The sequence below is a fragment of the Nocardiopsis sp. FR4 genome, from assembly GCF_009830945.1.
Taxonomy (GTDB): domain Bacteria; phylum Actinomycetota; class Actinomycetes; order Streptosporangiales; family Streptosporangiaceae; genus Nocardiopsis.
In genome coordinates, this window is sequence record NZ_ML776455.1 from 148,408 (window position 1) to 174,736 (window position 26,329).

A 26,329-nucleotide genomic window follows, 5' to 3' on the forward strand; every position below is an offset into this window, starting at 1 on the left:
TGACGGCCGCCACCGCGATCGCCGGTGTCGCCCTGGGTGCGGTGCTCGCTGCCTCGCCGGCCTCCGCCAGCGGTGGCCAGCAGTTCAACCAGAACCTGCAGCTGGTGCCGATCCAGCTCTGCAACGTGCAGGCCGCGGCCGGCCTGGTCGCGATCAACGTCCCGATCGCGTCGCCGCAGACGACGGGTGCCTGCATCAACGGCCCCGTTGGCACCAACATCGACTAGGAGGTTCTCGACATGCTGCGCAAGTTGACGGCCGCCACCGCGATCGCCGGTGTCGCCCTGGGTGCGGTGCTCGCTGCCTCGCCGGCCTCCGCCAGCGGTGGCCAGCAGTTCAACCAGAACCTGCAGCTGGTGCCGATCCAGCTCTGCAACGTCGACCTGGCTGTGGGCGTTGGCGCGGTCAACATCCCGATCCTGTCTCCGCAGTTCGCCGGCGACTGCGTCAACGGGCCCTTGGGGACCAACGTGAACCACGACCACCACAAGGGCGAGGACGACAACGGCCACGGTTACTGATCGGCCGCGGGCGCCGGGCCTTCCGGCCCCGCGGTGACAGTGAGGGACCAGATGGTTCGTCGAGGCCCCCCGGCATCCCGCCGGGGGGCCTTGCCGTCGCCGACCGGAGGTCCCGCGGGGCGGGGCCACACGACGAAGGAGGAAGACCGGATGAGGCACATGATCCTGACCGGAGCGGCGGTGCTGCTGGCGGTCACAGCCTGCGGACAGCAGGAGACCACGCCCGACGTGCCCGAGAGCGAGATGGGGGAGCAGGAGCCCACTCCGATCGACCCCGGGGCCACGGGAGGCCCCTACAACGAGGAACCCGTACAGACGGCCGAACCGGACGAGGAGGGCGCGGACGGCGGCGGCGCCCTCGTCCTCAACCGGTACGGCAACGAGAACGGCTTCAAGGACCGGCGCCCCACCGACTACGTCGCCACGGAGTTCACCACCTTCTCCGACATGGAGTGGGAGGAGTGGACGGACCAGATGGCCCATGGGGAGGGGGAGCTGTCGGGCACCTGGTGCATGGAGCAGGGGTGCCAGAACGACCCCTACGACGTCGAGGTGCAGCTGGGCGACCCGGTGGAGGTCGACGGAGCCACGTACTTCTCCACGTACACCGTGACCGAGCACCACGACATGCCCGAGGAGATGCTCCAGGCCATGGAGGAGGCCGACGGCGGACGCCTGGCGCTGCCGAGCGCGGAGTGAGCTTTCCCACGGCCGCGGAGAATCTGGGCAAAGTTCCTGAAAAGAATGTCCTTCCTGGTCAGAACGGGTGATGCGACCCCCTCGACAGGACCAGAAGGTGCCGAAACGGGCGTGGCGCGCCCGGGAGGTCTCTAGTCTGCTGAGTTGTGGGACTCAACCAGCGGACGGACGACCGCGCGGACGACGCACAGGGCACCGGAGGGCGACCGGCGCCGAGGCACGGCCGCGCCGCTCTGCTGCGCCTGGCCACCTGGTTCGAGGAGGCCGGCCCCGAACGCGCCGACGCCCTCGCCAACGCCGCCTACGCCCTCCACCCCGCCCTCCACCTGGAGGGCCGCGTGGACGAGGGCGTCGCCGCGACCAGCAGCTGGTGGCAGGCCGAGCCCGACCGCAGCACCGTCGTCGAGCACCCCGGCACGCGTCCCCCCGAACCGGTCCGCGACCACCGCGCCCAGCAGGCGCGCCTGCGCGACGCGGCCGAGTCCTCCGCGCACTGGCGCCGCGCCGGCGCCGCCCAGGTCCGCTCCCTGCTCACCGAGCCCACCGGGGACAGCGCCCGCCTGGACCTGTCCGGCGCCGGGATGGAGGTCCTCATGGAACTCCTCACCGCGGCGCTCGGCTCCGGCGACGCCAGCCGCAGGTCCACCTCGGCCGGGGACCTGGAGTTCGCCCTGCGCCTGCACGTGGTCTCCGCCCCGGGCGCCGAGGTCACCATCCGGGGCGAGGGCGGCGAGCTCACCCTGGAGGGGGTGCGCCTGTGCGTCACCCCCTACGAGCAGCACGTCCTCGACGCACCCGCCCCGGAACCCGCCGCGCCCGCGGCGGAGAGCGCCCCCGAACCCGGGACGGCCGACGAACCCGGGACAGCCGGCGAACACCGGACCGACCCCGGGGGCGCGCCCGAGGAACCCCCCGCCGACACCGGCGACCTCCCCGGACCGGACCCCGACACCCTGACCACGGGTCCGATCGAGCTGTCCCCGAACCGGCCCTGGACCCGATCGTGGGGGTGATGGAGACGGACATCTACAGCGAGGACGCCGCGCTCATCGGCGAACGGCAGGCGGCGGCACGCGCCCTCCTGGCCAGCCCCCTGCTCACCGAGCGCACCCACCCCGCCGAGTTCTCCCTCGTGCGCTCCCACGCGGAGTGGCTCGTCCAGCGCTTCCAGCGCGTGCTCGGCTACCGGCTGACCGTCGCCGACGACCACGCGCGCCTGGTCAAACGCGGACTCCCGGTCCGGGCCGCCGGGGCCTTCACGCGCACCACCGGCGCCCCCTTCACCCCCCGCACGCACACCTACCTCGCCCTGTCCCTGGCCGTCCTGGTCGAGGAGCACGGCCCCACCACCGTCCGGCGGCTGGCCGAACAGGTCCGCGCCGCCGCCTACGAGGCCGGGATCGACGCCGACCCCGGCCGCGGCCTCGGCGAGCGCCGCGCCTTCTGCGCGGCCCTGCGCCGCCTGGTCGCGCTCGGAGCGCTCACCGAGACCTCCGGCGCCGTCGCGGACCACCAGGCCGACCCCGCGGCCGACCCGGGCCTGCTCACGCACACGCAGGTCGCCCGCTCCGTGGCCGCCCACCTGCCGCGCGCCGCCGACGACCCCGACTCCTTCCTCCACGCCTTCGACGAGACCGACCCCGACGGGGACCAGCAGGGCGAGACCGCCCTGCGCCGCCTCCTGGCCGAGACCGCCGTGGTCTACCGGGAGGAACTGCCCCACCGCCAGCGCGACCGCCTCGCCGCCCACCAGTGGCGGGCCGCCGCCATGCTCAACAACCTCCTCGGCTGCGACACCGAGGTCCGCGCCGAGGGCGTGGCCCTGGTGATGCCGGACGAGGCCGGGGCCCGGCCCCGCTTCCCCTCCGACGACCCCGACGGACAGGTGGCCCTGGCCCTGGTCCGGCACCTCTCCGGCCGCCTGCACCCCGGTCAGCCCGCCACCTCGGTCCCCGTCCCGGACCGGGTGCTGGACGCCGCGCTGGAGGCCCTGTGCGGCGAGGACGCCCCCGCCCGGGCCGAGTGGGCCCGCACCGCCGGGCCCGAGGTCCCCGACCCCGCGCGGCTCCGCGCCCGGGTCCTGGGCCTTCTGTCCGACCTCGGGCTGCTGACCGGCGGCCCGGGCCGGTGGCGGCTCACCGCGGCGGCGGCCCGGTACGGGGCCGAAACGGACGAGCGCGTCCCCCTGATCCTGGACAATGACGAACACGGCCGGACCCGCCCCGACCCCACACGGGGCTCCGGTGACGACCACGAACCCGACGCTCCCGCCGACCCCGACGGCGACCTGAGCCGGGTGGCGTCCGTGCTGCGAGCGGTGGCGAACGAGAAGGTGAGCGCGACCAGTGGTGACCCAGGAGACCAGCCAGGCACCGGGAGCGGAGATGTCGACGGTTCCGGCTGAACCCGCCGCGGCCCCCTCCCGAGACGTCCCCCGCTACCGCCTCGAACGCGCGGGCATCCGCAACGTCTGGCAGTACGACGACCACGTCCTGGACTTCGCGGAGGGGCGGCTGCTGCTGCGCGGCCGCAACGGAGCGGGCAAGTCCAAGGCCCTGGAGATGCTGCTCCCCTTCCTGCTGGACGGGGACGTGCGCCGCCTGGACACCACCGGCACCAACCGCACCAGCCTGCGCTGGCTCATGGCCGAGGACCCCCGGGCGGGCCGCCTGCCCGAGGCCGAGGAGACCGGCCCCGACCTGCTCGGCGGACCCGAACCCGAGGAGGAGGGCCCGGAACAGGAGTCCACCGGGCCCGTCACCCGGCTCGGCTACCTGTGGGTGGAGTTCACCACCGAACGCGGCGAACGCGGGCTCGACGCCGCCGCCCGGAGCGGCACGGGCCCCCAGAGCGCCTCGGCCCTGCTCGCCGCCACCGCCCCGGAACCGCCCCGAGACCCCCAGACCCCGCCCAGCCACCTGACCCTGGGCGCCGCCGTCCTGGCCGTGGGCGACTCCGACCCCCGGTGCGTGTTCTTCGTCACCGAGCACCGGGTAGGCCACGACCTGGAGCTGGTCACCGACGGCCGCCCCAAACCCGTCGACCGCCTGCGCTCGGAGATCGGCGCCGAGAACTGCTTCACCAGCGCCGTGGCCTACCGCGCCCGGGTCATGCGCGACCTGTTCGGCATCGACGACTCCGTCCGCTACCGCAACCTCATCCACCTGCTCTACCGGCTGCGCCGCCCCACCATCGGCGACCGCCTGGAGGCCGGTGAACTGGTCGGCGTCCTGTCCGAGGCGCTGCCGCCCATGGACGAGTCCGTCCTGGACGAGGTCGCCCGCAACATCGCCGACCTGGAACAGGCCCGCGCCGACAAGGAGGCCCTCACCGGGGCCCGGGCGGGCGTCACCGCCTTCCTGGAGGACTACCGGGGCTACCTCGCGCACTGCCTGCGCGCCCGCCTGGACGAGGTCGGCGAGCAGATCGACGCCGCCGCCGCACGCACCGGCGAGACCGAGCGCCTGCGCGCCGAACTCGACCGCCTCATCACCGCCGAGAGCCAGATCTCCGAGGAGCGCGACCAGGCCCGCCGCACCCGCGACACCGCCCGCGCCGACGACGGCACCCTCGCCTCCGCCCGGAACGGCGCAGCCACGGCCACCTCCAACGAGCGCCGCGCCTACGACGCCGCCGTGGGCGCCTACATCCGCGCAGCCGAGGCCGCCTGGGTGGCCGCCGAACACGCCGAACGGGTGGAGCGGCACGCCATCGAACGGCTCGGCGAGGACACCGGCACCATCGAGCGCGCCCTGGAGGTGCTCCGCCAGACCCACTCCGAGGCCGCGCGCGCCGCCTCCGCCGCGGGCATCGACCCCGCCGTCCTCGGCACCGTCCCCGACCCCGTCCCCACCGTCCACGCCCCCCGCGAGAGCGCCACGCGCGTGGACCTGCAGGGGCTGGAGCAGGCCGTCGAACGCGCCCCAGTCGAGGGCATCGACCTGGACGCCCTGCGCGACCGCCTCGGACGCCTCCACGACCGGCTCACGAGCGCCGCCGCCCGCTCCACCGACCGCACCGACCTGGCCGCCCGCCTGACCGGCCTCACCGCCGCCGAGGCCGCCGCCGACCGCCGCCTGGTCGCCCTGACGAGCGAGGCCGAGGGTGCCGACGCGGTCCTGGAACAGGCCCACACCCGCGAGCAGAAGGCCATCGACGGCGTGCGGCGCGAGAGCGCGGCCTACGCCGAGGGCGTCCGCACCTGGGCCGCCCGCCTGCGCGACTCCAGCCACGCCCACGCCCTGGGCGAGGCCATCCACGAGCTGGAGGGCAGCGTCGAACTGCCCATCAACGACTCCCTGCGCGTCCTGGACCCGCACGTGCCCGCCACGGTCGCCCGCCTGGCGCACACGGCCGTGGACCCCCTCCTGGAGGAGCTGCGCGCCCGCCGTGACGTGGCCGTGGGCGAGGAGGGCCAGCTCTCCGACGAACTCGCCGAACTCGCCGAGCGCAGGACGAGGAACGCCGAGCACGCCCCCGAGCGCCCCGCCTGGGCCACCTCCGCGAGGCACGCCGGAAAGGGCGTCCCGCTCTACCTGGCGGTCGACTTCGCCGAGGGGCTCAGCACCCGCGAACAGGCCGGGCTGGAGGCCGCCCTGGAGGCCAGCGGGCTGCTGGCCGGATGGGTGCGCGCCGACGGCGCCCTGCACGAGCCGGGGACGCGCGACGTGATCCTGTCCCCGGCGCCCGTGCCCCTGCTCTCCCGGCCGGTCCGCGAACGCACCCTGCTCGACGTCCTCGTGCCGGTCCCCGACGCCCCCGTGGGCCAGGACGCCCTGCGCGCCCTGCTGTCCTCCGTCGCCCTGCACACCGACGCCGAGGGCGAGGAGGGGAACCCCCCCTCCGAGACCGAGCCCCGCCACCGCCGCGACAGCCAGAGCACCGTCTCCCTGACCAGCTCCATGTCCCTCTCCGGGAGCTGGCGCCTGGGCGTGGCCTCCGGATCCCACACCAAGGACGAACCCGAGTACATCGGCGAGGCCGCCCGCAAACGGGCCCGCGACCGCACGTCCGCCAACACCGACCGCCGCATGGCCATCGCCGAGGCCCTGCTCGCCGAGGCCGGGGAGCGCCGCTGGGCGGTCGAGCACTCCTACGCCGAGCTCCTGGAGATCTCCCGCGAACTGCCCGACCCGACCCCGCTCATCCGCGCCTGGGCCGCGCTGGACATCGCCCGCGCCGACCTGGCCGCCGCCCGGAACGCGCACGACGTGGCGCGCCGGGCCGCCGAGGCCTGCCGGGACGAACTGCTCGGCGTCCGGCGCAGGCTGCGCGACTCCGCCGCGGTGGCCGCGGCGGCGGACGGGGGACCCGCCCTGGAACGGGACCTGCCCACCACGCGGGCCGAACTCGACAGCGCCCTGCGCGCCCTGGACCACCTGCGGGTGCTCATCGCCTCGGCCCTGCGCGACCTGGACGTCCTGGCCTGGGAGCTCGCCGACCACGAACGGCACCTCGCCGCGTGGCGCTCCGCGCGCGCGGACCGGGTCCTGGCCGAGGACGCCCGCGCCGCGGCCATCGACGACATGATCACCGTCCGCCGCCAGATCGAACTCGGCGACCGCGCCCGCGGCGTGGCCCCCGAACAGCTCGACGCCGCGCGCGACCAGGTCCGCGCCCGGGCGGAGGAGGCCGCCGAGCGCCTGCCCGAGCTCGAACGCGGCGCCCAGCGGGCCCGCGACGAGAGAGTCAGCGCCGAGGCCCGCCTGGTCGTGGCCGCCCAGGAGCGCGCCGAGCAGGTCCGCCGGGCGCTCGCCGCCGGGGACGGCCTGGTCTCCGCGCTCACCACCGAGGGCGGGGACTCCGAGGTCCCCGACGCCGTACTGCTGCGCGCCGCCGGGCTGGAGGACCGGGCCGGGGACGAGGGCCCCCTCGCCGCCTACCTCGCCCTGCGGGAGGAGGCCGCCGCCCCCGACGCCCGCCTGGCCTCCCTCCAGGCCCTCGTCGAGAGCCTGGCCGAGGGCCTGGCCGCACAGGAGTCCGTCCCCGGGGTCGACGACAGCGCCATCCTCAGCAGCCGCGAGGACCTCAACCGGGTGCTCGCCTCCGCCGACTGGGCCCAGATCCGCACCGAGATGAGCGAGCCCCGGGGCGTCAAGCGCCTCACCGTCCACGACGAGGACGGCGCCCACGACGTCACCGCCTACGCCGAACGGGTCGCCGCCGCGGTCGTCAGGGCCGAGGAGGCCGTCGCGATCGCCGAGGAGGAGGCCTTCGAACGGCACCTGCTGGGCGAGCTGGCCAGCCACCTGGCACGCCAGATCGACGAGGCCCGCGCGCTCATCGCGACCATGAACGACGTCCTCAAGGACGTCACCACCTCCGCCGGCCTCGGCGTGCGCCTGGACTGGCGGCTCGCGCCCGACGCCGGGGCCGACGTGGAGGCGGTCGTACCGCTCCTGGCCACACCGCCCGAGGAGCGCACCCGCGTGCAGACCACGCGCCTGCGGGACGCGCTGCGCCGGTGCATCGAGGCGATCCGCCGCCTGGACCCCACCGCCACGGGCGGCGCGCAGCTGCGGGCCGCGCTCGACTACCGGTCCTGGTTCACGTTCTCCGTGTACGTCACCGACGCCACGGGCAACGAGCGCCGCCTGGGCCACCGCACGGCGCTCAGCCAGGGCGAGCAGCGGGTGGTGGCCTACCTGGTGCTGTTCGCGGCCGCCGCCGCGCACTTCGACGCCCTGGCCGCCCGGGCCCCGTGGGCGCCCAGGCTGATCCTGCTCGACGACGCCTTCGCGAAGGTCGACGAGCCCACCCACGGGCGCCTGCTCGGCCTGCTGGTGGAGCTGGACCTGGACTTCGTCCTGACCTCCGAACGGGTGTGGGGCTGCTTCGCCAGCGTGCCCAGCCTGAACATCTACGAGTGCCTCAGGGACCCCAACGTGCCGGGGATCGCGACCCTGCACTTCACCTGGGACGGCAGCAGGAGGCGTCTGGTGGGCGTGTAGGCCCCCGGCCCGGGGCGCCCGGAGGACGGTGTTCGGCGAGCGCTTCCTCCCCACCTGTCCTAGTCTGCTGATGCAAGAACGACACAGGAGCGGGGTGACGAAGTGACTCGGGGACCCGAGACGTTCGAGGGTGGGACGGCACTCCTGGACGCTCTGGCGCGCTCGGGGCTGCCCCGCGAGGTTCGCTCGTGGGTCACCGCGGCCCTGTGGGGGGAGGACGCCCTCACCGCCCGCCTCAACGGCGAGCAGATCCCGGACATGGAACCGGAGCCCCGGGCGGAGGGCGGCCACGGGTCCGCGGCGCACGTGCGCCGCGCCTACCTGACCGGGATCCGGGTCCAGGGCTTCCGCGGCATCGGCCGCCCGGCCGAACTCACCTTCGGCGCCGGACCCGGGCTCACGGTGATCGTCGGGCGCAACGGCTCGGGCAAGTCGAGCTTCGCCGAGGCCGCCGAGGCCGCCCTGACCGGGCGCAACCCCCGGTGGGACGCCATGCCCACCGGCTGGCGCGACGGCTGGCGCAACCTGCACTACGACGAGCGCACCGAGGCGTCCGTGGACATCCGCGTCGCCGGGGACGAGGGCTCCACCCGCGTCACCCGCAGGTGGACGGGGGACAGCGTGCGCTCGGCGCGCGGCGAGGTCGTCCTCCCCAACGGCGAGGTCGCCCCGCTGCGCACGCTGGAGTGGGGCGAGAACCTCGTCCGGTACCGCCCCTTCCTGTCCTACGACGAGCTCGGCCGTACGGTGACCGGGCGCTCCGCCGAGCTGTACGACACCCTGACCGGCCTGCTGGGGCTCAGCGGCCTGGCCGAGGCCGAACGCCGCCTGGCCAAGGTCTGCGACGGACTCGTCAGGCGCCGCGACCGGCCCTCGCGGGAACTGCGCTACCTGCTCGACGCCCTGCGCGCCTCCGACGACCCGCGCGCCCGCCAGGCCGTCCAGCTCCTGACGGCCTCCTACTTCGACATGGACGCCCTGCGCAGGATCGCCGCCGACGACGGGCCCAGCGACCCCGAGCAGCACGTGGTCCTGCGCCGCCTGCGGCGGCTGTCGGTGCCCGAGCGCGTGCTGATGTCCGACGTCGTCAACGAGCTCCGGGGCGCCGCCATGGAGCTGGCCATGGCCGCGGGCAGCAAGGGCGACCACGCCCACGGCGTGGTCCGGCTGCTGGAACAGGCCCTCGAACACCACCAGCGCCATCCCACGGACACCACCTGCCCCACGTGTTCCGCGCCGCTGGGCGCGGACTGGGCTCGTCAGGCCAAGGCCCAGCTGCGGGCGCTCCGGCCGCAGGCGGCCGCCGTCGCGGCCGCCTACGACCGCGCCGAGGCGGCCAGGGACCAGGCCCGCTTCCTGATGTCCCCGGCACCGAGCTGGCTGCCGCCGGAGAGCGAGCTGGGCCAGGTGTGGGCGCTGTGGGAGTCCGGCGCGGACATCTCCGACCTCGGGGAGCTGGCCGAGCACATCGAGACGGTCGGCCGCAAGCTGCGGGCCGCCGCGGTGAGCGCCCGCCGCGACGCCAGCGAACGGCTGGAGGACCCCACCGGCGGCTGGGCGGAGCTGGCGGGCCAGCTCTCGGCGTGGCTGGACGAGGCCCAGGACGCCCTCGCGGCGCGGGAGGCGCTGGCCGGGGCCGAGGCCGCGCTCACCTGGCTCTCCGAGCAGGCCATGGCGCTGCGCTCCGAACGGCTGGGCCCGCTCGCCGCGCAGGCCGAACAGGTCTGGTACCGGCTGCGCCAGGAGCGCCACATCGACCTCCAGGGCATGCGGCTCATCGGCCGGGGCGCCCGGCGCCGGGTGGAGGTGGACGTGGCCGTGGACGGCGTCGAGGACCAGACCAGCGCGCCCGGCCTGCTGAGCCAGGGCGAGTTCCAGGCGCTGGCGCTGTCCGTCTGCCTGCCGCGCACCCTGGTGGAGGGCAACCCCTTCGGCTTCCTGGTGCTGGACGACCCGGTGCAGGCGATGGACACCGAGACCGTCGAGGGACTGGCCACGGTCCTGGCGGAGGTGGGCAGGCACCGCCAGCTGATCGTGTTCACGCACGACACGCGCCTGTCCGACGCCCTGCTCCGGCTGGGCCTGCCCGCCGACATCCGCACGATCCACCGCGACGCCATGTCCAACGTGTGGGTCTCCGAGGGGGCGGCCTGAGTCACATCCGACTTCCGGAAGCCGCTGTGACCAGGGGTTCTGGAGGCCGGCGGGGCCCGGGGCGCATTCGATTTGGCAGAGCACCCCCGAATCCCTGTATAGTCATGACCAGCGCAAGGGGGCAACGCCCCCGGGGCGGACGGCAAGGAAGCCCCAGCAGCGCGCCCCTTTAGCTCAGTCGGCAGAGCGTCTCCATGGTAAGGAGAAGGTCTACGGTTCGATTCCGTAAAGGGGCTCCACCACTTGACGACGTCCGGTCCACTCAGGTGGGTGGCCGGTGAGGACCACCGGCCGGAACCGGGACCTGTCCGTTCGGACCAGGTCCCGTTCGATCGGGGCGGGGTAGCTCAGTCGGTAGAGCAAGCGGCTCATAATCGCTGTGTCGTCGGTTCAAGTCCGGCCCCCGCTACCAACCCGCTGACCCCTGAGTCTCCGCTCAGGGGTCGTCGCGGGCGCTTAGTACTGTTTACCAGCGAGAAAGGCACTCCGAAGTGGCTGCCACAGACGTGAGGCCGAAGATCACCCTGGCCTGCCAGGAGTGCAATCACCGTAACTACATCACCCGCAAGAACCGTCGGAACACCCCCGACCGTCTCGCGATCAAGAAGTTCTGCCCGAACTGCCGCAAGCACAACGAGCACCGCGAGACCCGCTAGTCCCTGACGAGCGCCCTCGAGTGCGATCGTCTCCGAGCGTGATGGCGCCAAGCCACTCTCGTGGACCCACGGCACACGGACTTCCGGCCCGGTGAGCGATCCGCTCACCGGGCCGTCCGTGTGTCCGGGCCCCTTCACGACAGGAGAGAGCAGAGCGTGGCGATCAACCCTGACTACCTCGGCCGGGAGTATCCCGCGCCGGAGCCCTACGAGGTGACCCGGGGCAAGATCCGGGAGTTCGCCGAGGCGGTCAACGACCCCAACCCGGTCTACACCGACCCGGCCGCGGCCAGGGCCGCCGGGTACCCCGACGTGGTCGCCCCGCCCACCTTCCCCGTGATCCTGGGCATGGCGGGCTCGGCCCAGGCCATCGCCGACCCCGACCTGGGCGTGGACTTCTCCCGGGTCGTGCACGGCGACCAGAGCTTCCACTACAGCCGCCCGACGCACGCCGGCGACCTGCTGGACAGCGTCACCCGCATCACGGGGATCCGCGCCCTGGGCGGCAACGAGCTGCTCACCCTGGAGACGGTGGCCCACGACGCCGGCGGCGAGCACGTGGTGACCGCCACGATGATGCTCGTCGTGCGGGGAGGAGACGAATGAACAGGCTGCGCCACGCCGACGTCGAGGTCGGCGCCGAGCTGCCCGAGCGGACCTTCCCGGTCCGCCGCCTGGACCTGGTCCGCTACGCGGGCGCCTCGGGCGACTTCAACCCGATCCACTGGAACGAGCGCTTCGCCAAGTCCGTGGGCCTGCCCGACGTCATCGCGCACGGTATGTTCACCATGGCCGAGGCCGCGCGGGTGCTCACCGACTGGGCGGGCGACCCCGGCTGCGTCGTCGACTACTCGGTGCGCTTCTCCGCCCCCGTGGTGGTCCCCGACGACGAGGGCGCCGAGATCACCGTCGGCGGCAGGGTCAAGGCCAAGAACGACGACGGCACCGTCGACGTCCTGCTCACCGCCCGGTCGGGCGGCGCCAAGGTCCTGGTGCAGTCCAAGGCCACCGTACGCCTGGCGAGGTAGACCGTGACCACGCTCTCCGAGTACACGACCCTGGGCCTGGGCGGCCCGGCCCGCTCCTTCCGCGCGGCGGCCACCACCGAGGAGCTCGTAGCGGCGGTGGCCGAGGCCGACGCCGCCGGTGAGCCCGTGCTGGTCCTGGGCGGCGGCAGCAACCTCGTCGTCTCCGACGAGGGCTTCCCCGGCACCGTGGTCCTGGTGGACTCCCGGGAGGTCTCCTTCGAGGAGGCCGGCACCGACGACGACGGCGAGCCCGTGGTCCTGCTGCGCGCCGACGCCGGCGTGGAGTGGGACCCCCTGGTCGAGCGCGCCGTCGCCGAGGGCCTGAGCGGCGTGGAGTTCCTGTCGGGCATCCCCGGGCGGGTCGGCTCCACCCCCATCCAGAACGTGGGCGCCTACGGCCAGGACGTCAGCCAGACCATCCGCGAGGTGCTCGTCCACGACCGGCGCACCGGTCAGCGGCGCCGGATGACCAACGCCGAGTGCGGCTTCACCTACCGCGACAGCGTCTTCAAGGGCGACGACCGCCACGTCGTGTGCGAGGTGGTCTTCGCCCTGCGCCGCTCCAAGCTCAGCCGCCCGATCGCCTATGCCGAGGTGGCCCGCACCCTGGGCACCGACGCGGGCGCCCGCGTGCCCCTGGAACAGGCCAGGGAGACCGTGCTGGAACTGCGCAGGGGCAAGGGCATGGTCCTGGACCCCGCGGACCCCGACACCCGCAGCGCCGGGTCGTTCTTCACCAACCCGGTGGTCACCGCCGAGGAGTTCGCCGAGGTCCGGGAGCGGGCCGCCGCGCGCCTGGGCACCGACGTCGAGGTGCCCGGCCACCCCGACGGCCGGGGCGGGATCAAGCTCTCCGCCGCCTGGCTGATCGACCGCGCCGGGTTCTCCAGGGGCTACGGCTCCGGACCCGCGCGGATCTCCGGCAAGCACACCCTGGCGCTGACCAACCCCGGCGGGGCCACCACCGAGGACCTGCTGGAACTGGCCCGCGAGGTGCGCTCCGGGGTCCAGGAGGCCTTCGGTGTCCGCCTGGTCAACGAACCGGTGATGGTCGGCGTCTCGCTCTGAGGCCGCACGCGCTTCCGCCGGTGTCCGCGCCCCTACGCAGGCCGCACCCAATTCGAAAGTTGGGTGCGGCCAACTTGTTTCTCAGGGCTGACTGATAAACGAATTCGACAATGCCATGAATTGCGTCATTTCGCCTTTCCCCCCTAAACTCGGAGGAGTCGAAGGGGAGTAGTCCCCAATGCGTGCGATCGACATCCTGGCCGTTCGGCCCGGTCGCACGAGCCCGGCCAGGCCGCGTGTCCTGTCAGGGGCGGACGAGACCTTTGACCCGGAAAACCGGGTTGGAGTGGCCCCCGCCGCCTCCTTCTGCCCAGCACCTCGGACACGAAGGCAGGACATGACCGCGTTTCTCGCCGGGCTGGTATTCAGCTCCTTCGCCATCTTCGTCGCCGAAATGGGGGACAAGACCCAGTTGGTGGCGATGTCCCTGGCCACCCGCTACCGCGTCCTCACGGTCATCCTCGGCATCACCGCGGCCACCGCCGTCGTGCACGCGCTGAGCGTGCTGACCGCCGAGGTGCTGGGCGCCGCGCTGCCCACCGACCTGCTCACGCTGGCCGCGGGCGGCGCCTTCCTGTTCTTCGGGCTGTGGACCCTGCGCGGCGACGAGATGACCGACAAGGACGAGGAGCGGGCCGCCTCCCGGCGCATCCGCTCGGCCTTCATGACGGTCTGCGTGGTCTTCTTCGTCGCCGAACTGGGCGACAAGACGATGCTGGCCACCATCACCGTCGGCACCCAGTACCACTGGCTGCCGGTCTGGATCGGCTCCACGGTCGGCATGGTCGCCGCCGACGCCATCGCCATCGCCCTGGGCGCCCTCCTGGGCAAGAAGCTGCCCGAGCGGGCGATCCAGATCGGCGCCGCGGTCCTGTTCTTCGTCGCGGGCGCGGTCATGCTGGTCCAGGGAGCGTGGATGGTCCTGGCCTGAGGAGGTCCGGCGCCGGGGGCCGCCGGTTCCGCTCCCCGGGCCTCCGGACGCCCCGGGAGCTCCGGCCCCGGAGGGAGCCCCGGCCGGGGACCTCAGTCGGGGTCGGCGGCCAGCCAGGCGTCCACCCCGGAGAGCAGCTCCTTGCGCAGCGACTCCGGGGCGCCCGAGCCGCGGATCGACATCCGCGCCAGCTCGGCCAGCTCGGCGTCGGAGAACCCGAACACCTCGCGGGCGATCCGGTACTGCTCCACCAGGCGCGGGCCGAACAGCAGCGGGTCGTCGGTCCCCAGCGCGATGGGCACCCCGGCGTCGAAGAGCCTGCGCAGCGGCAGGTGCTCCACCCGGTCGTACACCCCCAGGCCCACGTTGGAGGTCGGGCAGATCTCCAGCGTCACGCCCTGCGTGGCGATCCGCTCCACCAGGTGGGGGTCCTCCACGGCGCGCACGCCGTGCCCCACCCGGTCCGCGCCCAGCTCGTCCAGGCACTCGCGCACGCTCCGCGGCCCCTGGAGCTCGCCGCCGTGCGGCGCGGACAGCAGGCCCGCCCGCCGCGCGATCCGGAACGCCCCCTCGAACTCCAGCGCGCGCCCCCGGCGCTCGTCGTTGTTGAGCCCGAAGGAGACCACGCCCCGGCCCGCGTACTGGCGGGCCAGCCGGGCCAGGACCTTGGCGTCCAGCGGGTGCCTGGTGCGGTTGGCGGCCACCATCAGGCCGACGCCCACCCCGGTGGCCCGCTCGGCGGCCGCGGCCGCGTCCAGGAACAGCTCCAGGGCGGCGGTGAGCCCGTCGAAGCGCGACGCGTAGCCGCTCGGGTCCACCTGGATCTCCAGCCAGGCGGACCCGGCCTCGCGCTCGTCCTCGGCGGCCTCGCGCAGCAGCCGGTACACGTCCTCGGGTCTGCTCAGCACCGACCGGGCGATGTCGTACAGGCGCTGGAAGCGGAACCAGCCGCGCTCGTCGGTGGCGCGCAGCCGCGGCGGCCACTCCTCGACCAGGGCCTGGGGGAGGTGCACCCCGTTCTGGCGGGCCAGTTCCACGAGGGTGGGGTGGCGCATCGAACCGGTGAAGTGCAGGTGCAGATGGGCTTTGGGCAGCCGGTCCAACCGGCGGGTGCTGGTCGGTGTCTCCATGACGTAAGCCTGCCGTATGGCGGGCACCGCTGGTGCCCGGACACCCGACTTCGTTCCGGTCCGGGGCCGTGAACGCCGACGCGCCCCGCCGAGCCGGGGCGGAGGGGCGCGTCGGCGCGGTGCCGGCGGTACTATCTGGCCTCGGCCAGGAGCTTCTGCACGCGGCTCACGCCCTCGACGAGGTCCTCGTCGCTGAGCGCGTAGGACAGGCGCAGGTAGCCGGGGGTGCCGAAGGCCTCACCGGGCACCACGGCGACCTCGGACTCCTCCAGGATCAGCTCGGCCAGCTCGGTGGAGGTCCGCGGCGTCCGGCCGCGGATCTCCTTGCCGAGCACGCCCTTGACGGAGGGGTAGGCGTAGAAGGCGCCCTGCGGCTCGGGGCAGACCACGCCGTCGATCTCGTTGAGCATGCGCACGATGGTCTTCCGGCGGCGGTCGAAGGCCTCGCGCATCCGGGCAACGGCCTCCAGGTCGCCGGTGAGCGCGGCCAGGGCGGCCATCTGGGAGACGTTGGCGACGTTGGAGGTGGCGTGCGACTGGAGGTTGCTCGCCGCCTTGACCACGTCCTTGGGGCCGAGGATCCACCCGACGCGCCAGCCGGTCATGGCGTAGGTCTTGGCCACGCCGTTGACGACGACGGTGCGGTCGGCGATCTCGGGCACCTCCACGGGCAGCGAGGAGAACTCCGCGTCCCCGTAGACCAGGTGCTCGTAGATCTCGTCGGTCATCACCCACAGGCCGTGCTCGTGGGCCCACCGCCCGATGGCGCGGACCTGCTCGCGCGGGTACACGGCGCCGGTCGGGTTGGACGGGGAGACGAACACCAGGACCTTGGTGCGGTCGCTGCGCACCTCCTCCAGCTGCTCCACGCTGGCCAGGTAGCCGGTGCTCTCGTCGGTGACGACGAAGACCGGCACGCCGCCCGCGAGCTTGATGGACTCGGGGTAGGTGGTCCAGTACGGCGCGATGACGATGACCTCGTCGCCCGGGTCCAGCATGGCCGCGAAGGCCTCGTAGATGGCCTGCTTGCCGCCGTTGGTCACCAGGACCTGGGCCGGCTCCACCTCGTAGCCGGAGTCGCGCCGGGTCTTCTCGACGATGGCCTTCTTGAGCTCGGGGAGGCCGCCCGCCGGGGTGTAGCGGTGGAACCGGGGCTCACGGGCGGCCGCGACGGCGGCCTCGACGATGTAGTCGGGCGTCGGGAAGTCGGGCTCCCCCGCGCCGAAGCCGATGACGGGGCGGCCCTCCGCCTTCATGGCCTTGGCCTTCGCGTCCACGGCGAGGGTGGCGGACTCGGAAATGGCGCTGATACGTGCAGACACACGGGGTCGGTCAGTCATGGTTCCCATGTTGTCATGTGCGTCCCGGGCCCGGTGGGCCGGACGGCGGGCCCCGGCGCGGCCGGGGCGGTCCCCTGCCGGGCGGAGGGGCCCGTGCCCCGGCGAACCGGACAAACGGTTTGGTCCGGGACCGGTGAAACCCCTACAATCCGGAGCGTCGGCCGGTCGCGGTCGGATGCGGTTCGACACACGGTGTGCGTAGCGCGTCCGGACCGGCTATGGTGGGAGCGCAGTTTCCGCTAAGGGCAGTGGCTCAATTGGCAGAGCACCGGTCTCCAAAACCGGCGGTTGGGGGTTCGAGTCCCTCCTGCCCTGCAGGAACGCTCGCGCGGTGCGGCCCCTCGGGCGCGCGCCGCGCGAGCGTCGGAACTACGGGGACATCCAGTAGCCCGCGACCCTAAGGACCCTCAGGTGACTCAGACTGACGCCGACGCCAAGCCCGACAAGGAGCCCAAGCGTCGTACCGGTCCGGTGACGTTCACCAAGCAGGTCGTCGGCGAGCTGCGCAAGGTTCGCTGGCCCACGCGCCGCGAGCTGGTGACCTACACGATCGTGGTCCTCGTCTTCGTGGTGATCGTCCTGGCCTACGTCTCCCTGCTGGACTGGGGCTTCGGCGAGGCCGTCACCTGGCTCTACGGCACGTTCGGTACGCCGCAGGGCGTCTGACGCCCCCCTTCACCCGCGCCTCCCGCACGAGCCGGGGCGCTGCCCTCCTCGTCCGCGCGTTGGTCCCGGTTCGCCCGGAGAGACCGTAAGCTGGCATGACCGGGTACGACGCACGGCGCTTTCTCGCGTGCGTCCGCCCCTAGAGCGATTCCGACGAGAGAAAGAGCAGCCGTGTCCGAGTCCCCACTGACCTCTGACGACTTCCCCGAAGAGGAGCCGGATCAGGCGTCGGCGGAAGAGGCCGGCCTGGCTGGCGAGCTGCCGGAGGACGCGGCCGCAGCGGCCGACGCCGACAGCCCGGAGCTGACCGGCGACGCCGACGAGGCCGAGCAGGTCCAGGGCGCCGACGCGGCTGACGAGGCCGACGCCGAGGAGGAGGCCGAGGAGGCCCCCCGCCTGGATCCCGTCGAGGAGTTCAAGAACGAGCTCGTCCTGCTGCCCGGCGACTGGTACGTCGTGCACACCTACGCGGGTTACGAGAAGCGGGTCAAGGCCAACGTCGAGAGCCGCACCCAGTCCCTCAACATGGAGGAGTACATCTTCCAGGTCGAGGTGCCCGAGCACGAGGTCACCGAGGTCAAGAGCGGCAAGCGCCAGCAGGTCACCGAGAAGGTCCTGCCCGGCTACGTGCTCGTCCGCATGGACCTGACCGACGAGTCCTGGTCGGCCATCCGCAACACCCCGGGCGTCACCGGCTTCGTCGGGCTCTCCAACAAGCCCGCGCCGCTGAGCCTGACCGAGGTGGCCAAGCTCCTGGCGCCCGAGCCGGAGGAGGAGCCGGAGCAGGCGCAGCAGGCCCGTACCGGCGGTGTCGGAGAGGCCCGCATGGACGTGGCCTACGAGGTCGGCGAGTCCGTCACGGTCATGGAGGGCCCCTTCGCGACCCTGCCCGCGACGGTCAGCGAGATCAACCCCGACACCCAGAAGCTCAAGGTGCTGGTGTCGATCTTCGGCCGCGAGACCCCGGTCGAGCTCTCCTTCAACCAGGTCGCCAAGATCTAGGGCGCTCGCGCCCTCACCGGCGCCGCCCGGAGGACCTGCGAAGGCACCCCTCCGGGCACCATAGACTTGGTGGGTCCGCCCCGTGGCGGACCCACTCGCGTGTCCCGCCCCGGCGGACCGCACCCGGCCCGCCCGGCCCCGGCGGGCCGCCGTACCGCGCCCGCGGCGCGGATTCGCGCCCTCCCCGGCGCAGGTCCCGGCCCCCGTGGCCGACCGGCGCCGTCAGGGGGCCAGGGGCCAACACACATCGCAGATCAGGCGAAGGACCCGATATGCCTCCGAAGAAGAAACTGGCCGCACTCGTCAAGGTGCAGCTCCCCGCCGGTCAGGCCACCCCGGCGCCGCCCGTCGGTACCGCGCTCGGTCCGCACGGCGTCAACATCATGGACTTCTGCAAGCAGTACAACGCTGCCACGGAGTCCCAGCGCGGCAACGTCATCCCCGTAGAGATCTCCATCTACGAGGACCGTTCCTTCAGCTTCGTCACCAAGACGCCTCCGGCGCCCAAGCTGATCCTGAAGGCCGCCGGCCTGGACAAGGCCGCCACGGACCCGGGCCGCAACACCGCCGGTTCCATCACCGCCGAGCAGGTCCGCGAGATCGCGCAGACCAAGCTGCCCGACCTCAACACCGACGACATCGAGGCCGCCGCCAAGATCGTCGCCGGCACCGCCCGCTCGATGGGCATCGAGGTCAAGTAGCCCCGCCCGGTGGCACCGGCACCACGGCCGGGGCGACCAGGGGTGCTCCACCCCGACGAACCACAGTGGCAGGGCCAGGCGCTGGCCCCGTGACCACACGTTCCCTAGGAGAACAGCGTGAAGCGCAGCAAGAACCACCGCAAAGCCAGCCAGCTGGTGGACCGCGACAAGCTCTACAGCCCCATCGAGGCCGTGAAGCTCGCCAAGGAGACCGCCACCGTCAAGTTCGACGCGACCGTCGAGGTCGCCCTGCGCCTGGGCGTCGACCCGCGCAAGGCCGACCAGATGGTCCGCGGCACCGTGAACCTGCCGCACGGCACCGGTAAGACCGCCCGGGTCCTGGTCTTCGCGACCGGTGAGCGTGCCGAGCAGGCTCTCGCCGCTGGCGCCGACATCATCGGCGACGACGAGATGATCGAGAAGGTCGCCAAGGGCTTCACGGACTTCGACGCCGTGGTCGCCACACCGGACCTCATGGGCAAGGTCGGCCGCCTCGGCCGCGTCCTGGGTCCGCGCGGCCTGATGCCGAACCCGAAGACCGGCACCGTCACCCCCGACGTCGCCAAGGCCGTCACCGACATCAAGGGCGGCAAGATCGAGTTCCGCGTGGACCGCCACGGGAACCTGCACTTCATCATCGGCAAGGCCTCCTTCGGCGAGCAGCAGCTCCTGGAGAACTACCAGGCCGCGATCGACGAGGTGAACCGCCTCAAGCCGTCCGCCGCCAAGGGCCGCTACGTCAAGAAGGCCGTGGTCACCACGTCCATGGGCCCGAGCATTCCGCTCGAGGTCTGACCCCGGCCCCGTCGCCGTAGACGAGAGCGGCCCCCGGCCGTCCTGGAGAGGACGGCCGGGGGCCGCTCCACGTGTGCGGGTCGGTTCCGCTCGGCGTGCGGCTCCTACAGGTCGGTGATCTCGTCCTCGCCGGGGATCTCGAAGGACGTCTCGCCCAGCTCGGAGAAGACCATCGAGATGTCGGCCTTCTCGTCGGAGAAGTCCAGGCGCATCGGGAAGCCGCTGTCGTCGATCCAGAGCGAGACGTCGACGGTTCCCTCGACACCGCCCAGGAGGTCCTCGACGGCCTGCTTCTGCTCCGCTTCCAGGGCCTCGATGTCCTCGCTGGTCATCGTGCCCTCGACGAGGGTGGTCGCGACGCCGCTGACCTCCTCGGAGCCCACCTCTTCCATCTGCTCGATCCCGGCGAAGGCACCCGTGATGTCCGACAGCGTGCCGATGTCGAACATCTCCTCCGGGGCGAACATGTCGGTGTCCTGCACGCCGCGGGCCCACGGGGTGTCCACACCGTGGGTCTCGTTGTGGTTGGACACCAGGGCCTCGCCCTCGGCGGGCACGATGAGGATGGCGGTGCCCAGTTCCTCGGCGGTCAGGTCGGGGTTCGCGCCACCCAGCTGGGCGAGTTCCAGGAGGGACTCGCCGAGGAACGGCATGACCATGGTGACCTTGGAGGCGCTCGGGTCGTCCATGACCTCGAAGGTCATGGTCATGTCGATGTCGCCGAGGTCCGGGTCGGGCATGTGCATGGACATGTCGAGCGTGTAGTTGTCGACGCTCCGGGTCTTCTCGCCGAGGCCGGAGATCAGGTCGAGGACGCCTCCGCCTCCGTTCTCCTCCGCCTCCGCGGCGGCCTCGTTGGTGGTCTCCTCCTCGGGGGCCTCGCTGCCGCAGGCGGCCAGGGACAGGGCGAGGGCGCCGGCGGCGAACAGCGCCGGCATGCGGGTCTTCACGAAAACTTCGCTCTCTGGAATCGGGGGACGGGCACGTTCTCAACGGGGATGCCCGGAGGGGTCATGATTCCATGGGGGTCGGACTTCCGGAGCGGGGAGACGCCGGTCGTTACGGCGCCGTACGGCTTTCCGGTACGGTTCCGTGTCCTTCGCCGCGGACGCGCCCCGGGCCGTGAGCACGGTCACCCGGCCCCGCGTCCGTGCGTGGACGAGCGGCCCGGGGCGTGCAGTACGATGGTGTATTGCCGAAGACCGCTGGTCTCCGCCCGTAGGGGCGGCCTAAGGACCCATCCGAGATGGGCGCCCGCGCAGGTGTCACAGAAGCTTCCCGTTCCGGGCGCGCCCCGCGTGCCCAGCAGAACGCGGTCATGCCCCGTGCGCCTGGCACTCGGGGCTTTCTCTCGTGCTGACGCCGATCGCGGAAGTCCTTGGAGACCGCCAGCATTCTCCGGCCGGTTCCGGTGTCCCACCGGGGCCGGGGCCCTCCGCCCCACGGGCGGGGGACACAGTCAATGTTGGAAGGAGTCCCATGGCGAGGCCGGACAAGGCAGCCGCGGTCGCCGAGATCGCGGACGAGCTCCGCGAGTCGAGCGGCGCCGTGCTGACCGAATACCGGGGGCTCACTGTCGCGCAGATCACCGAACTGCGCCGCAGCCTCGGTCAGAACGCGCGTTTTCGCATCGTCAAGAACACGCTGACCAAGATCGCGGTCACTGAGGCCGGGATCGACGAGCAGGTCAAGGACCTGCTCGAGGGCCCCTCCGCGATCGCCTTCATCCGCGGCGACGTGGTGGAGGCGGCCAAGGGTCTGCGTGACTTCGCGAAGGCGAACTCGCCCCTGGTGATCAAGGGCGGCGTCATCGACGGCAAGTCGATGAGCGCCGAGGACGTCACCAAGCTGGCCGACCTGGAGTCCCGCGAGGTTCTCCTCTCGAAGCTGGCTGGCGCGCTCAAGGCCAAGCAGGGCCAGGCCGCCGCCGTCTTCCAGGCGCTGCCGTCCAAGACCGTGCGCTTGGCGCAGGCCCTGGCGGACAAGCGCTCCGAGGAAGCCGCCTAAAACCCGAACCCGTCGGGCGCCGACGGTGCCCGGCCACTGGCTCGCACGTGAAGCCGACAGGCGCGCGTGTCCGTAGAGAAAGAGAGATCGCACCATGGCGAAGCTCAGCAACGACGACCTGCTTGCCGCGTTCGAGGAGATGACCCTTCTCGAGCTCTCCGAGTTCGTGAAGCTCTTCGAGGAGAAGTTCGACGTCACCGCCGCCGCTCCGGCCGCCGTGGCCGTCGCCGCTCCCGGCCAGGGTGGCGGCGACGCCGCCGCCGAGGAGGAGAAGGACGAGTTCGACGTCGTCCTCGAGGCCGCCGGCGACAAGAAGATCCAGGTCATCAAGGAGGTCCGCGGCCTCACGAGCCTGGGCCTCAAGGAGGCCAAGGACCTGGTCGACAACGCTCCCAAGCCGCTGCTGGAGGGCGTGAACAAGGAGACGGCTGAGAAGGCCAAGGCCGCCCTCGAGGGCGCTGGCGCCACCGTCACCCTCAAGTAGTCCTCCGCGGGCGCACAGCGCCCGCTGGTCTGCTCCCACGGCCGCTCCTCCCCTCGGGAGGGGCGGCCGTTCGCGTGCGTTCCACGGTCCCGGCGCAGGGAGGGGCTCCGTTACCCTGGAACGCGGTCCGGCCGCCCCCGCGCGCCGGGCCGGGACCGCGCGTGCCACGCCGTACCCGCCGCCCACCACCGCGCGCCCCCCGGGGCGTGCGAAGCTGGGCGGACTCCGGGGGGCGTGTGCGAAGTGTCCTCCGGACGCGATAATGTCCCGTGCCGGGAAAGCTGGTGCGGCCCTGGGGAAGTGTTTACCCGCCCACGGCGGGGGAATCCTTCGGATGTCCGTTGGCTCCCACCCCCCGGGCCAGGGCAGGCGCACCAGTCCACCGAGAACGGTTCCGGCATCACCCGGCAGGTCAGGTTTTGGGGAATACTGCCTGGTTGGGGTTGACGGATCGCCCTCCACGGGCGATCCTGCCGGTGTCGTGAGTGGCGCTGTGGACCGTGAGTGGACAGCGGTGTGGTGTTCGGCTACACTGCTCTTTTGCGCTGCCCTTTGGTGATCCCTGTGCCGGTGAACGGCTACCGCCCGATCCATTTCCGGACATACGGTGGCCCGCTCCCGCTCGATGTGACCGTCTCAACCGTGTTGCGGCGGTCCCTCTCGTGACGGATCGTCTGGCGTGCGCGCTTCAACCGCCACAAGCCTTCGGAAGGACCCCTGTTGGCAGCCTCGCGCAACGCCTCCGCTAACGCCCTTGGTCCGCACCGCGTTTCCTTCGCCCGTATCCAGGAACCACTGGAGGTTCCGAACCTCCTGGCCCTGCAGACCGAGTCGTTCGACTGGCTGCTGGGCAACGAGAAGTGGAAGACCCGGGTTGAGACGGCCCGAAACGCTGGCCGCAAGGACGTTCCGGAGCAGTCCGGTCTCGAAGAGATCTTCGAGGAGATCAGCCCGATCGAGGACTTCTCGGGCACGATGTCCCTGTCGTTCCGCGACCACCGGTTCGAGCCGCCCAAGTACTCAGAGGATGAGTGCAAGGACAAGGACATGACCTTCTCCGCCCCGATGTTCGTCACGGCGGAGTTCATCAACAACGACACCGGTGAGATCAAGAGCCAGACGGTGTTCATGGGCGACTTCCCGCTCATGACCGCCAAGGGCACCTTCATCATCAACGGCACCGAGCGCGTCGTCGTGTCCCAGCTGGTTCGCTCGCCGGGCGTGTACTTCGACAAGTCCGTCGACAAGACCTCGGACAAGGACCTGTTCGGCTGCAAGGTCATCCCGTCCCGCGGGGCCTGGCTGGAGTTCGAGGTCGACAAGCGCGACTTCGTCGGCGTCCGCATCGACCGCAAGCGCAAGCAGGGCGTCACCGTCCTGCTCAAGGCCCTGGGCTGGACCACCGACCAGATCCTGGAGCGCTTCGGCCAGTACGAGTCCATCCGCAACACGCTGGAGAAGGACCCCACGGCGGGCACCGACGACGCGCTGCTGGACATCTACCGCAAGCTGCGCCCCGGCGAGCCGCCCACGAAGGAGTCGGCCCAGGCGCTGCTGGAGAACCTGTACTTCAACCCCAAGCGCTACGACCTGGCCAAGGTCGGCCGCTACAAGATCAACAAGAAGCTCGGTCTCGACACCGACTACACGCAGGGCACGCTGACCGAAGAGGACATCGTCGCCACGATCGACTACCTCGTCCGCCTGCACGCGGGCGAGGTCGAGAAGGAGACCGTCAACGGCCTCCGCCCGATCGAGACCGACGACATCGACCACTTCGGCAACCGCCGCCTGCGCACCGTCGGCGAGCTCATCCAGAACCAGGTCCGCCTGGGCCTGGCCCGCATGGAGCGCGTGGTCCGCGAGCGGATGACCACCCAGGACGTCGAGGCGATCACGCCGCAGACCCTGATCAACATCCGCCCGGTCGTGGCCTCCATCAAGGAGTTCTTCGGCACCTCGCAGCTGTCCCAGTTCATGGACCAGACCAACCCGCTCGCGGGTCTGACCCACAAGCGCCGCCTCTCGGCGCTGGGCCCGGGCGGTCTGTCCCGTGAGCGCGCGGGCTTCGAGGTCCGTGACGTGCACCCCTCGCACTACGGCCGCATGTGCCCGATCGAGACCCCCGAGGGTCCCAACATCGGTCTGATCGGCTCCCTGGCCGCCTACGGCCGGGTCAACTCCTTCGGTTTCGTGGAGACCCCCTACCGCAAGGTCGTCGACGGTCGCATCACCGACCAGGTCGACTACCTCACCGCGGACGAGGAGGACCTCTACGTCATCGCCCAGGCCAACACGCCGATGAACGCGGACGCCACCTTCGCCGAGACGCGCGTCCTCGTGCGCCGCAAGGGCGGGGAGTTCGAGCAGGTCACCGCGGACGAGGTCGACTACATGGACGTGTCGCCGCGCCAGATGGTGTCGGTCGCCACCGCCATGATCCCGTTCCTGGAGCACGACGACGCCAACCGCGCCCTCATGGGCTCCAACATGCAGCGCCAGGCCGTGCCGCTGCTGCGCGCCGAGGCCCCCTTCGTCGGCACCGGCATGGAGTACCGCGCCGCCACCGACGCCGGTGAGGTCGTCCTCGCCGAGAAGGCCGGCGTGGTCGAGGACGTCACCGCCGACTACGTCACGGTCATGGCCGACGACGGCACGCGCAAGACGTACCGCATGGGCAAGTTCCTGCGCTCCAACCAGGGCACCTGCTTCAACCAGCGGCCCATCGTCTCCGAGGGCCAGCGGGTCGAGGCCGGCCAGGTCCTGGCCGACGGCCCCTCGACCGACCAGGGCGAGATGTCGCTGGGCAAGAACCTGCTCGTGGCGTACATGTCCTGGGAGGGCCACAACTACGAGGACGCGATCATCCTCTCCCAGCGCCTGGTGCAGGACGACGTCCTGTCCTCGATCCACATCGAGGAGCACGAGGTCGACGCCCGCGACACCAAGCTGGGCCCGGAGGAGATCACCCGCGAGATCCCCAACGTCAGCGAGGAGGTCCTCGCCGACCTGGACGACCGGGGCATCATCCGGATCGGCGCCGAGGTCGTCGACGGCGACATCCTCGTCGGCAAGGTCACGCCCAAGGGCGAGACCGAGCTGACCCCCGAGGAGCGCCTGCTGCGCGCGATCTTCGGCGAGAAGGCGCGTGAGGTCCGCGACACCTCGCTCAAGGTCCCGCACGGCGAGACCGGCAAGGTCATCGGTGTGCGCGTGTTCAGCCGCGAGGAGGGCGACGAGCTCGCCCCCGGCGTCAACGAGATGGTCCGCGTCTACGTGGCCCAGAAGCGCAAGATCACCGACGGCGACAAGCTGGCCGGACGCCACGGCAACAAGGGTGTCATCGCCAAGATCCTGCCCCAGGAGGACATGCCCTTCCTGGAGGACGGCACGCCGGTCGACATCATCCTCAACCCGCTGGGCGTCCCGGGCCGTATGAACGTCGGCCAGGTACTGGAGGTCCACCTGGGCTGGCTGGCCAAGAACGGCTGGACGGTCGAGGGCGACGAGGAGGGGTGGCAGAAGTCGCTGCACGCCATCGGCGCCGACGACGTCCCGCCGAACTCGCGCGTGGCCACGCCGGTCTTCGACGGCCTGCGCGGCGACGAGCTCAGCGGCCTGATCCAGTCGGTGCGCCCCAACGCGGACGGCAACCGCCTGGTCAACGCCGACGGCAAGGCGCGCCTGTTCGACGGCCGCACCGGCGAGCCCTTCGCCGAGCCGATCTCCGTCGGCTACAAGTACATCCTGAAGCTCCACCACCTCGTGGACGACAAGATCCACGCGCGCTCCACCGGCCCCTACTCCATGATCACCCAGCAGCCGCTGGGCGGTAAGGCGCAGTTCGGCGGTCAGCGCTTCGGTGAGATGGAGGTGTGGGCGCTGGAGGCCTACGGCGCCGCCTACGCCCTCCAGGAGCTGCTCACCATCAAGTCCGACGACGTGGTGGGCCGGGTCAAGGTCTACGAGGCCATCGTCAAGGGCGAGAACATCCCCGAGCCGGGCATCCCTGAGTCCTTCAAGGTGCTCATCAAGGAGATGCAGTCGCTCTGTCTGAACGTGGAGGTGCTGTCCAGTGACGGTATGTCCATCGAGATGCGGGACAGCGACGAGGACGTCTTCCGCGCGGCGGAAGAACTGGGAATCGACCTGGGTCGGCGCGAGCCGAGCAGTGTCGAAGAGGTCTAACTTCCGCAT

The 26,329-nt window shown here is 71.9% G+C and carries 22 protein-coding genes and 3 tRNA genes; 22 read left to right on the forward strand and 3 right to left on the reverse strand.

Annotated features, from left to right (window positions below; genetic code table 11):
- Positions 1–41: 41 nt before the first annotated feature.
- The 14 genes from FYW95_RS02870 (at position 42) to FYW95_RS02935 (ending at position 14,007) form a co-directional block, all read left to right on the forward strand.
- The gene (locus FYW95_RS02870) at positions 42–227 is read left to right on the forward strand and encodes a hypothetical protein (protein WP_370463235.1); all 186 of its coding nucleotides are present in this window, start codon (positions 42–44) and stop codon (positions 225–227) included.
- A 12-nt stretch (positions 228–239) separates the two neighbouring features.
- Positions 240–521 carry a hypothetical protein gene (locus FYW95_RS02875; protein ID WP_159941436.1) on the forward strand — a complete coding sequence of 94 codons (282 nt, stop codon included), beginning with the start codon at positions 240–242 and terminating at the stop codon, positions 519–521.
- 150 nt (positions 522–671) lie between these two features.
- Positions 672–1,220 carry a hypothetical protein gene (locus FYW95_RS02880; RefSeq protein WP_160049959.1) on the forward strand — a complete coding sequence of 183 codons (549 nt, stop codon included), beginning with the start codon at positions 672–674 and terminating at the stop codon, positions 1,218–1,220.
- Between the two features lie 146 nt (positions 1,221–1,366).
- On the forward strand, positions 1,367–2,233 hold the full coding sequence (locus FYW95_RS02885) for a DUF2397 family protein (RefSeq protein ID WP_160049960.1): 867 nt from the start codon (positions 1,367–1,369) through the stop codon (positions 2,231–2,233).
- On the forward strand, positions 2,233–3,624 hold the full coding sequence (locus FYW95_RS02890) for a TIGR02678 family protein (RefSeq protein ID WP_160049961.1): 1,392 nt from the start codon (positions 2,233–2,235) through the stop codon (positions 3,622–3,624). The genes FYW95_RS02885 and FYW95_RS02890 overlap by 1 nt, the downstream gene beginning before the upstream one ends.
- Positions 3,566–8,170 (forward strand): TIGR02680 family protein, encoded by a 4,605-nt coding sequence (locus FYW95_RS02895; RefSeq protein ID WP_160049962.1) that lies wholly within the window; start codon positions 3,566–3,568, stop codon positions 8,168–8,170. Before FYW95_RS02890 ends, FYW95_RS02895 begins: the two co-directional genes overlap by 59 nt.
- 102 nt (positions 8,171–8,272) lie before the next feature.
- Entirely contained in the window at positions 8,273–10,324 is a 2,052-nt protein-coding gene (locus FYW95_RS02900) for an ATP-binding protein (RefSeq protein ID WP_159941441.1), read from the forward strand.
- 163 nt (positions 10,325–10,487) lie between these two features.
- Positions 10,488–10,563, forward strand: a tRNA-Thr gene (locus FYW95_RS02905).
- A gap of 97 nt (positions 10,564–10,660) precedes the next feature.
- Positions 10,661–10,736 (forward strand) — tRNA-Met (locus tag FYW95_RS02910).
- A 79-nt stretch (positions 10,737–10,815) separates the two neighbouring features.
- Positions 10,816–10,980, forward strand: a complete 165-nt coding sequence (gene rpmG, locus FYW95_RS02915) for a 50S ribosomal protein L33 (RefSeq protein ID WP_013156089.1) — start codon at positions 10,816–10,818, stop codon at positions 10,978–10,980.
- 156 nt (positions 10,981–11,136) lie between these two features.
- Entirely contained in the window at positions 11,137–11,586 is a 450-nt protein-coding gene (locus FYW95_RS02920; protein WP_159941442.1) for a MaoC family dehydratase N-terminal domain-containing protein, read from the forward strand.
- On the forward strand, positions 11,583–12,008 hold the full coding sequence (locus FYW95_RS02925) for a MaoC family dehydratase (RefSeq protein ID WP_160049963.1): 426 nt from the start codon (positions 11,583–11,585) through the stop codon (positions 12,006–12,008). The genes FYW95_RS02920 and FYW95_RS02925 overlap by 4 nt, the downstream gene beginning before the upstream one ends.
- A 3-nt stretch (positions 12,009–12,011) precedes the next feature.
- The gene (locus FYW95_RS02930; protein ID WP_160049964.1) at positions 12,012–13,076 is read left to right on the forward strand and encodes a UDP-N-acetylmuramate dehydrogenase; all 1,065 of its coding nucleotides are present in this window, start codon (positions 12,012–12,014) and stop codon (positions 13,074–13,076) included.
- Between the two features lie 337 nt (positions 13,077–13,413).
- Complete coding sequence (locus FYW95_RS02935) at positions 13,414–14,007, forward strand: TMEM165/GDT1 family protein (RefSeq protein WP_160049965.1); 594 nt, start codon at positions 13,414–13,416, stop codon at positions 14,005–14,007.
- Between the two features lie 92 nt (positions 14,008–14,099).
- On the opposite strand, the gene FYW95_RS02940 is transcribed toward FYW95_RS02935, so the two are convergent.
- Positions 14,100–15,137 (reverse strand): adenosine deaminase, encoded by a 1,038-nt coding sequence (locus tag FYW95_RS02940; RefSeq protein WP_160049966.1) that lies wholly within the window; start codon positions 15,135–15,137, stop codon positions 14,100–14,102.
- Between the two features lie 131 nt (positions 15,138–15,268).
- Complete coding sequence (locus FYW95_RS02945) at positions 15,269–16,477, reverse strand: pyridoxal phosphate-dependent aminotransferase (protein WP_160049967.1); 1,209 nt, start codon at positions 16,475–16,477, stop codon at positions 15,269–15,271.
- A gap of 242 nt (positions 16,478–16,719) precedes the next feature.
- Between FYW95_RS02945 and FYW95_RS02950 the strand changes: the two genes are divergently transcribed.
- From FYW95_RS02950 to rplA, 5 genes are all read left to right on the forward strand, one after another.
- A tRNA-Trp gene (locus FYW95_RS02950) sits at positions 16,720–16,792 on the forward strand.
- A 96-nt stretch (positions 16,793–16,888) separates the two neighbouring features.
- Positions 16,889–17,143: a preprotein translocase subunit SecE gene (secE, locus tag FYW95_RS02955; RefSeq protein ID WP_159941448.1), complete on the forward strand. Its 255-nt coding sequence runs from the start codon at positions 16,889–16,891 to the stop codon at positions 17,141–17,143.
- A 171-nt stretch (positions 17,144–17,314) separates the two neighbouring features.
- Positions 17,315–18,145, forward strand: a complete 831-nt coding sequence (gene nusG / locus FYW95_RS02960; protein WP_160049968.1) for a transcription termination/antitermination protein NusG — start codon at positions 17,315–17,317, stop codon at positions 18,143–18,145.
- Between the two features lie 272 nt (positions 18,146–18,417).
- Positions 18,418–18,846: a 50S ribosomal protein L11 gene (rplK, locus tag FYW95_RS02965; protein ID WP_160049969.1), complete on the forward strand. Its 429-nt coding sequence runs from the start codon at positions 18,418–18,420 to the stop codon at positions 18,844–18,846.
- 117 nt (positions 18,847–18,963) lie between these two features.
- Entirely contained in the window at positions 18,964–19,641 is a 678-nt protein-coding gene (gene rplA, locus FYW95_RS02970; RefSeq protein ID WP_159941451.1) for a 50S ribosomal protein L1, read from the forward strand.
- A 104-nt stretch (positions 19,642–19,745) separates the two neighbouring features.
- Here the strand turns inward: rplA and FYW95_RS02975 are convergent, their stop codons facing one another.
- Positions 19,746–20,591: an SCO4651 family lipoprotein gene (locus tag FYW95_RS02975; RefSeq protein WP_370463233.1), complete on the reverse strand. Its 846-nt coding sequence runs from the start codon at positions 20,589–20,591 to the stop codon at positions 19,746–19,748.
- 529 nt (positions 20,592–21,120) lie between these two features.
- Here FYW95_RS02975 and rplJ point away from each other — a divergent pair.
- From rplJ to rpoB, 3 genes are all read left to right on the forward strand, one after another.
- Complete coding sequence (gene rplJ, locus FYW95_RS02980) at positions 21,121–21,648, forward strand: 50S ribosomal protein L10 (protein ID WP_159941452.1); 528 nt, start codon at positions 21,121–21,123, stop codon at positions 21,646–21,648.
- A 94-nt stretch (positions 21,649–21,742) separates the two neighbouring features.
- On the forward strand, positions 21,743–22,132 hold the full coding sequence (rplL, locus tag FYW95_RS02985) for a 50S ribosomal protein L7/L12 (RefSeq protein WP_159941453.1): 390 nt from the start codon (positions 21,743–21,745) through the stop codon (positions 22,130–22,132).
- 720 nt (positions 22,133–22,852) lie between these two features.
- Positions 22,853–26,320 (forward strand): DNA-directed RNA polymerase subunit beta, encoded by a 3,468-nt coding sequence (rpoB, locus tag FYW95_RS02990; RefSeq protein ID WP_160049970.1) that lies wholly within the window; start codon positions 22,853–22,855, stop codon positions 26,318–26,320.
- Positions 26,321–26,329: the final 9 nt, after the last annotated feature.

Excerpts from the sequence above, each read along its gene's own strand:
- FYW95_RS02875 (WP_159941436.1), top strand. The coding sequence starts at position 240 with ATGCTGCGCAAGTTGACGGCCGCCACCGCGATCGCCGGTGTCGCCCTG.
- FYW95_RS02880 (WP_160049959.1), top strand. The coding sequence starts at position 672 with ATGAGGCACATGATCCTGACCGGAGCGGCGGTGCTGCTGGCGGTCACA.
- FYW95_RS02890 (WP_160049961.1), top strand. The coding sequence starts at position 2,233 with ATGGAGACGGACATCTACAGCGAGGACGCCGCGCTCATCGGCGAACGG.
- FYW95_RS02925 (WP_160049963.1), top strand. The coding sequence starts at position 11,583 with ATGAACAGGCTGCGCCACGCCGACGTCGAGGTCGGCGCCGAGCTGCCC.
- FYW95_RS02935 (WP_160049965.1), top strand. The coding sequence starts at position 13,414 with ATGACCGCGTTTCTCGCCGGGCTGGTATTCAGCTCCTTCGCCATCTTC.
- FYW95_RS02940 (WP_160049966.1), bottom strand. The coding sequence starts at position 15,137 with ATGGAGACACCGACCAGCACCCGCCGGTTGGACCGGCTGCCCAAAGCC.
- FYW95_RS02945 (WP_160049967.1), bottom strand. The coding sequence starts at position 16,477 with ATGACTGACCGACCCCGTGTGTCTGCACGTATCAGCGCCATTTCCGAG.
- rplK (WP_160049969.1), top strand. The coding sequence starts at position 18,418 with ATGCCTCCGAAGAAGAAACTGGCCGCACTCGTCAAGGTGCAGCTCCCC.
- rplJ (WP_159941452.1), top strand. The coding sequence starts at position 21,121 with ATGGCGAGGCCGGACAAGGCAGCCGCGGTCGCCGAGATCGCGGACGAG.
- rplL (WP_159941453.1), top strand. The coding sequence starts at position 21,743 with ATGGCGAAGCTCAGCAACGACGACCTGCTTGCCGCGTTCGAGGAGATG.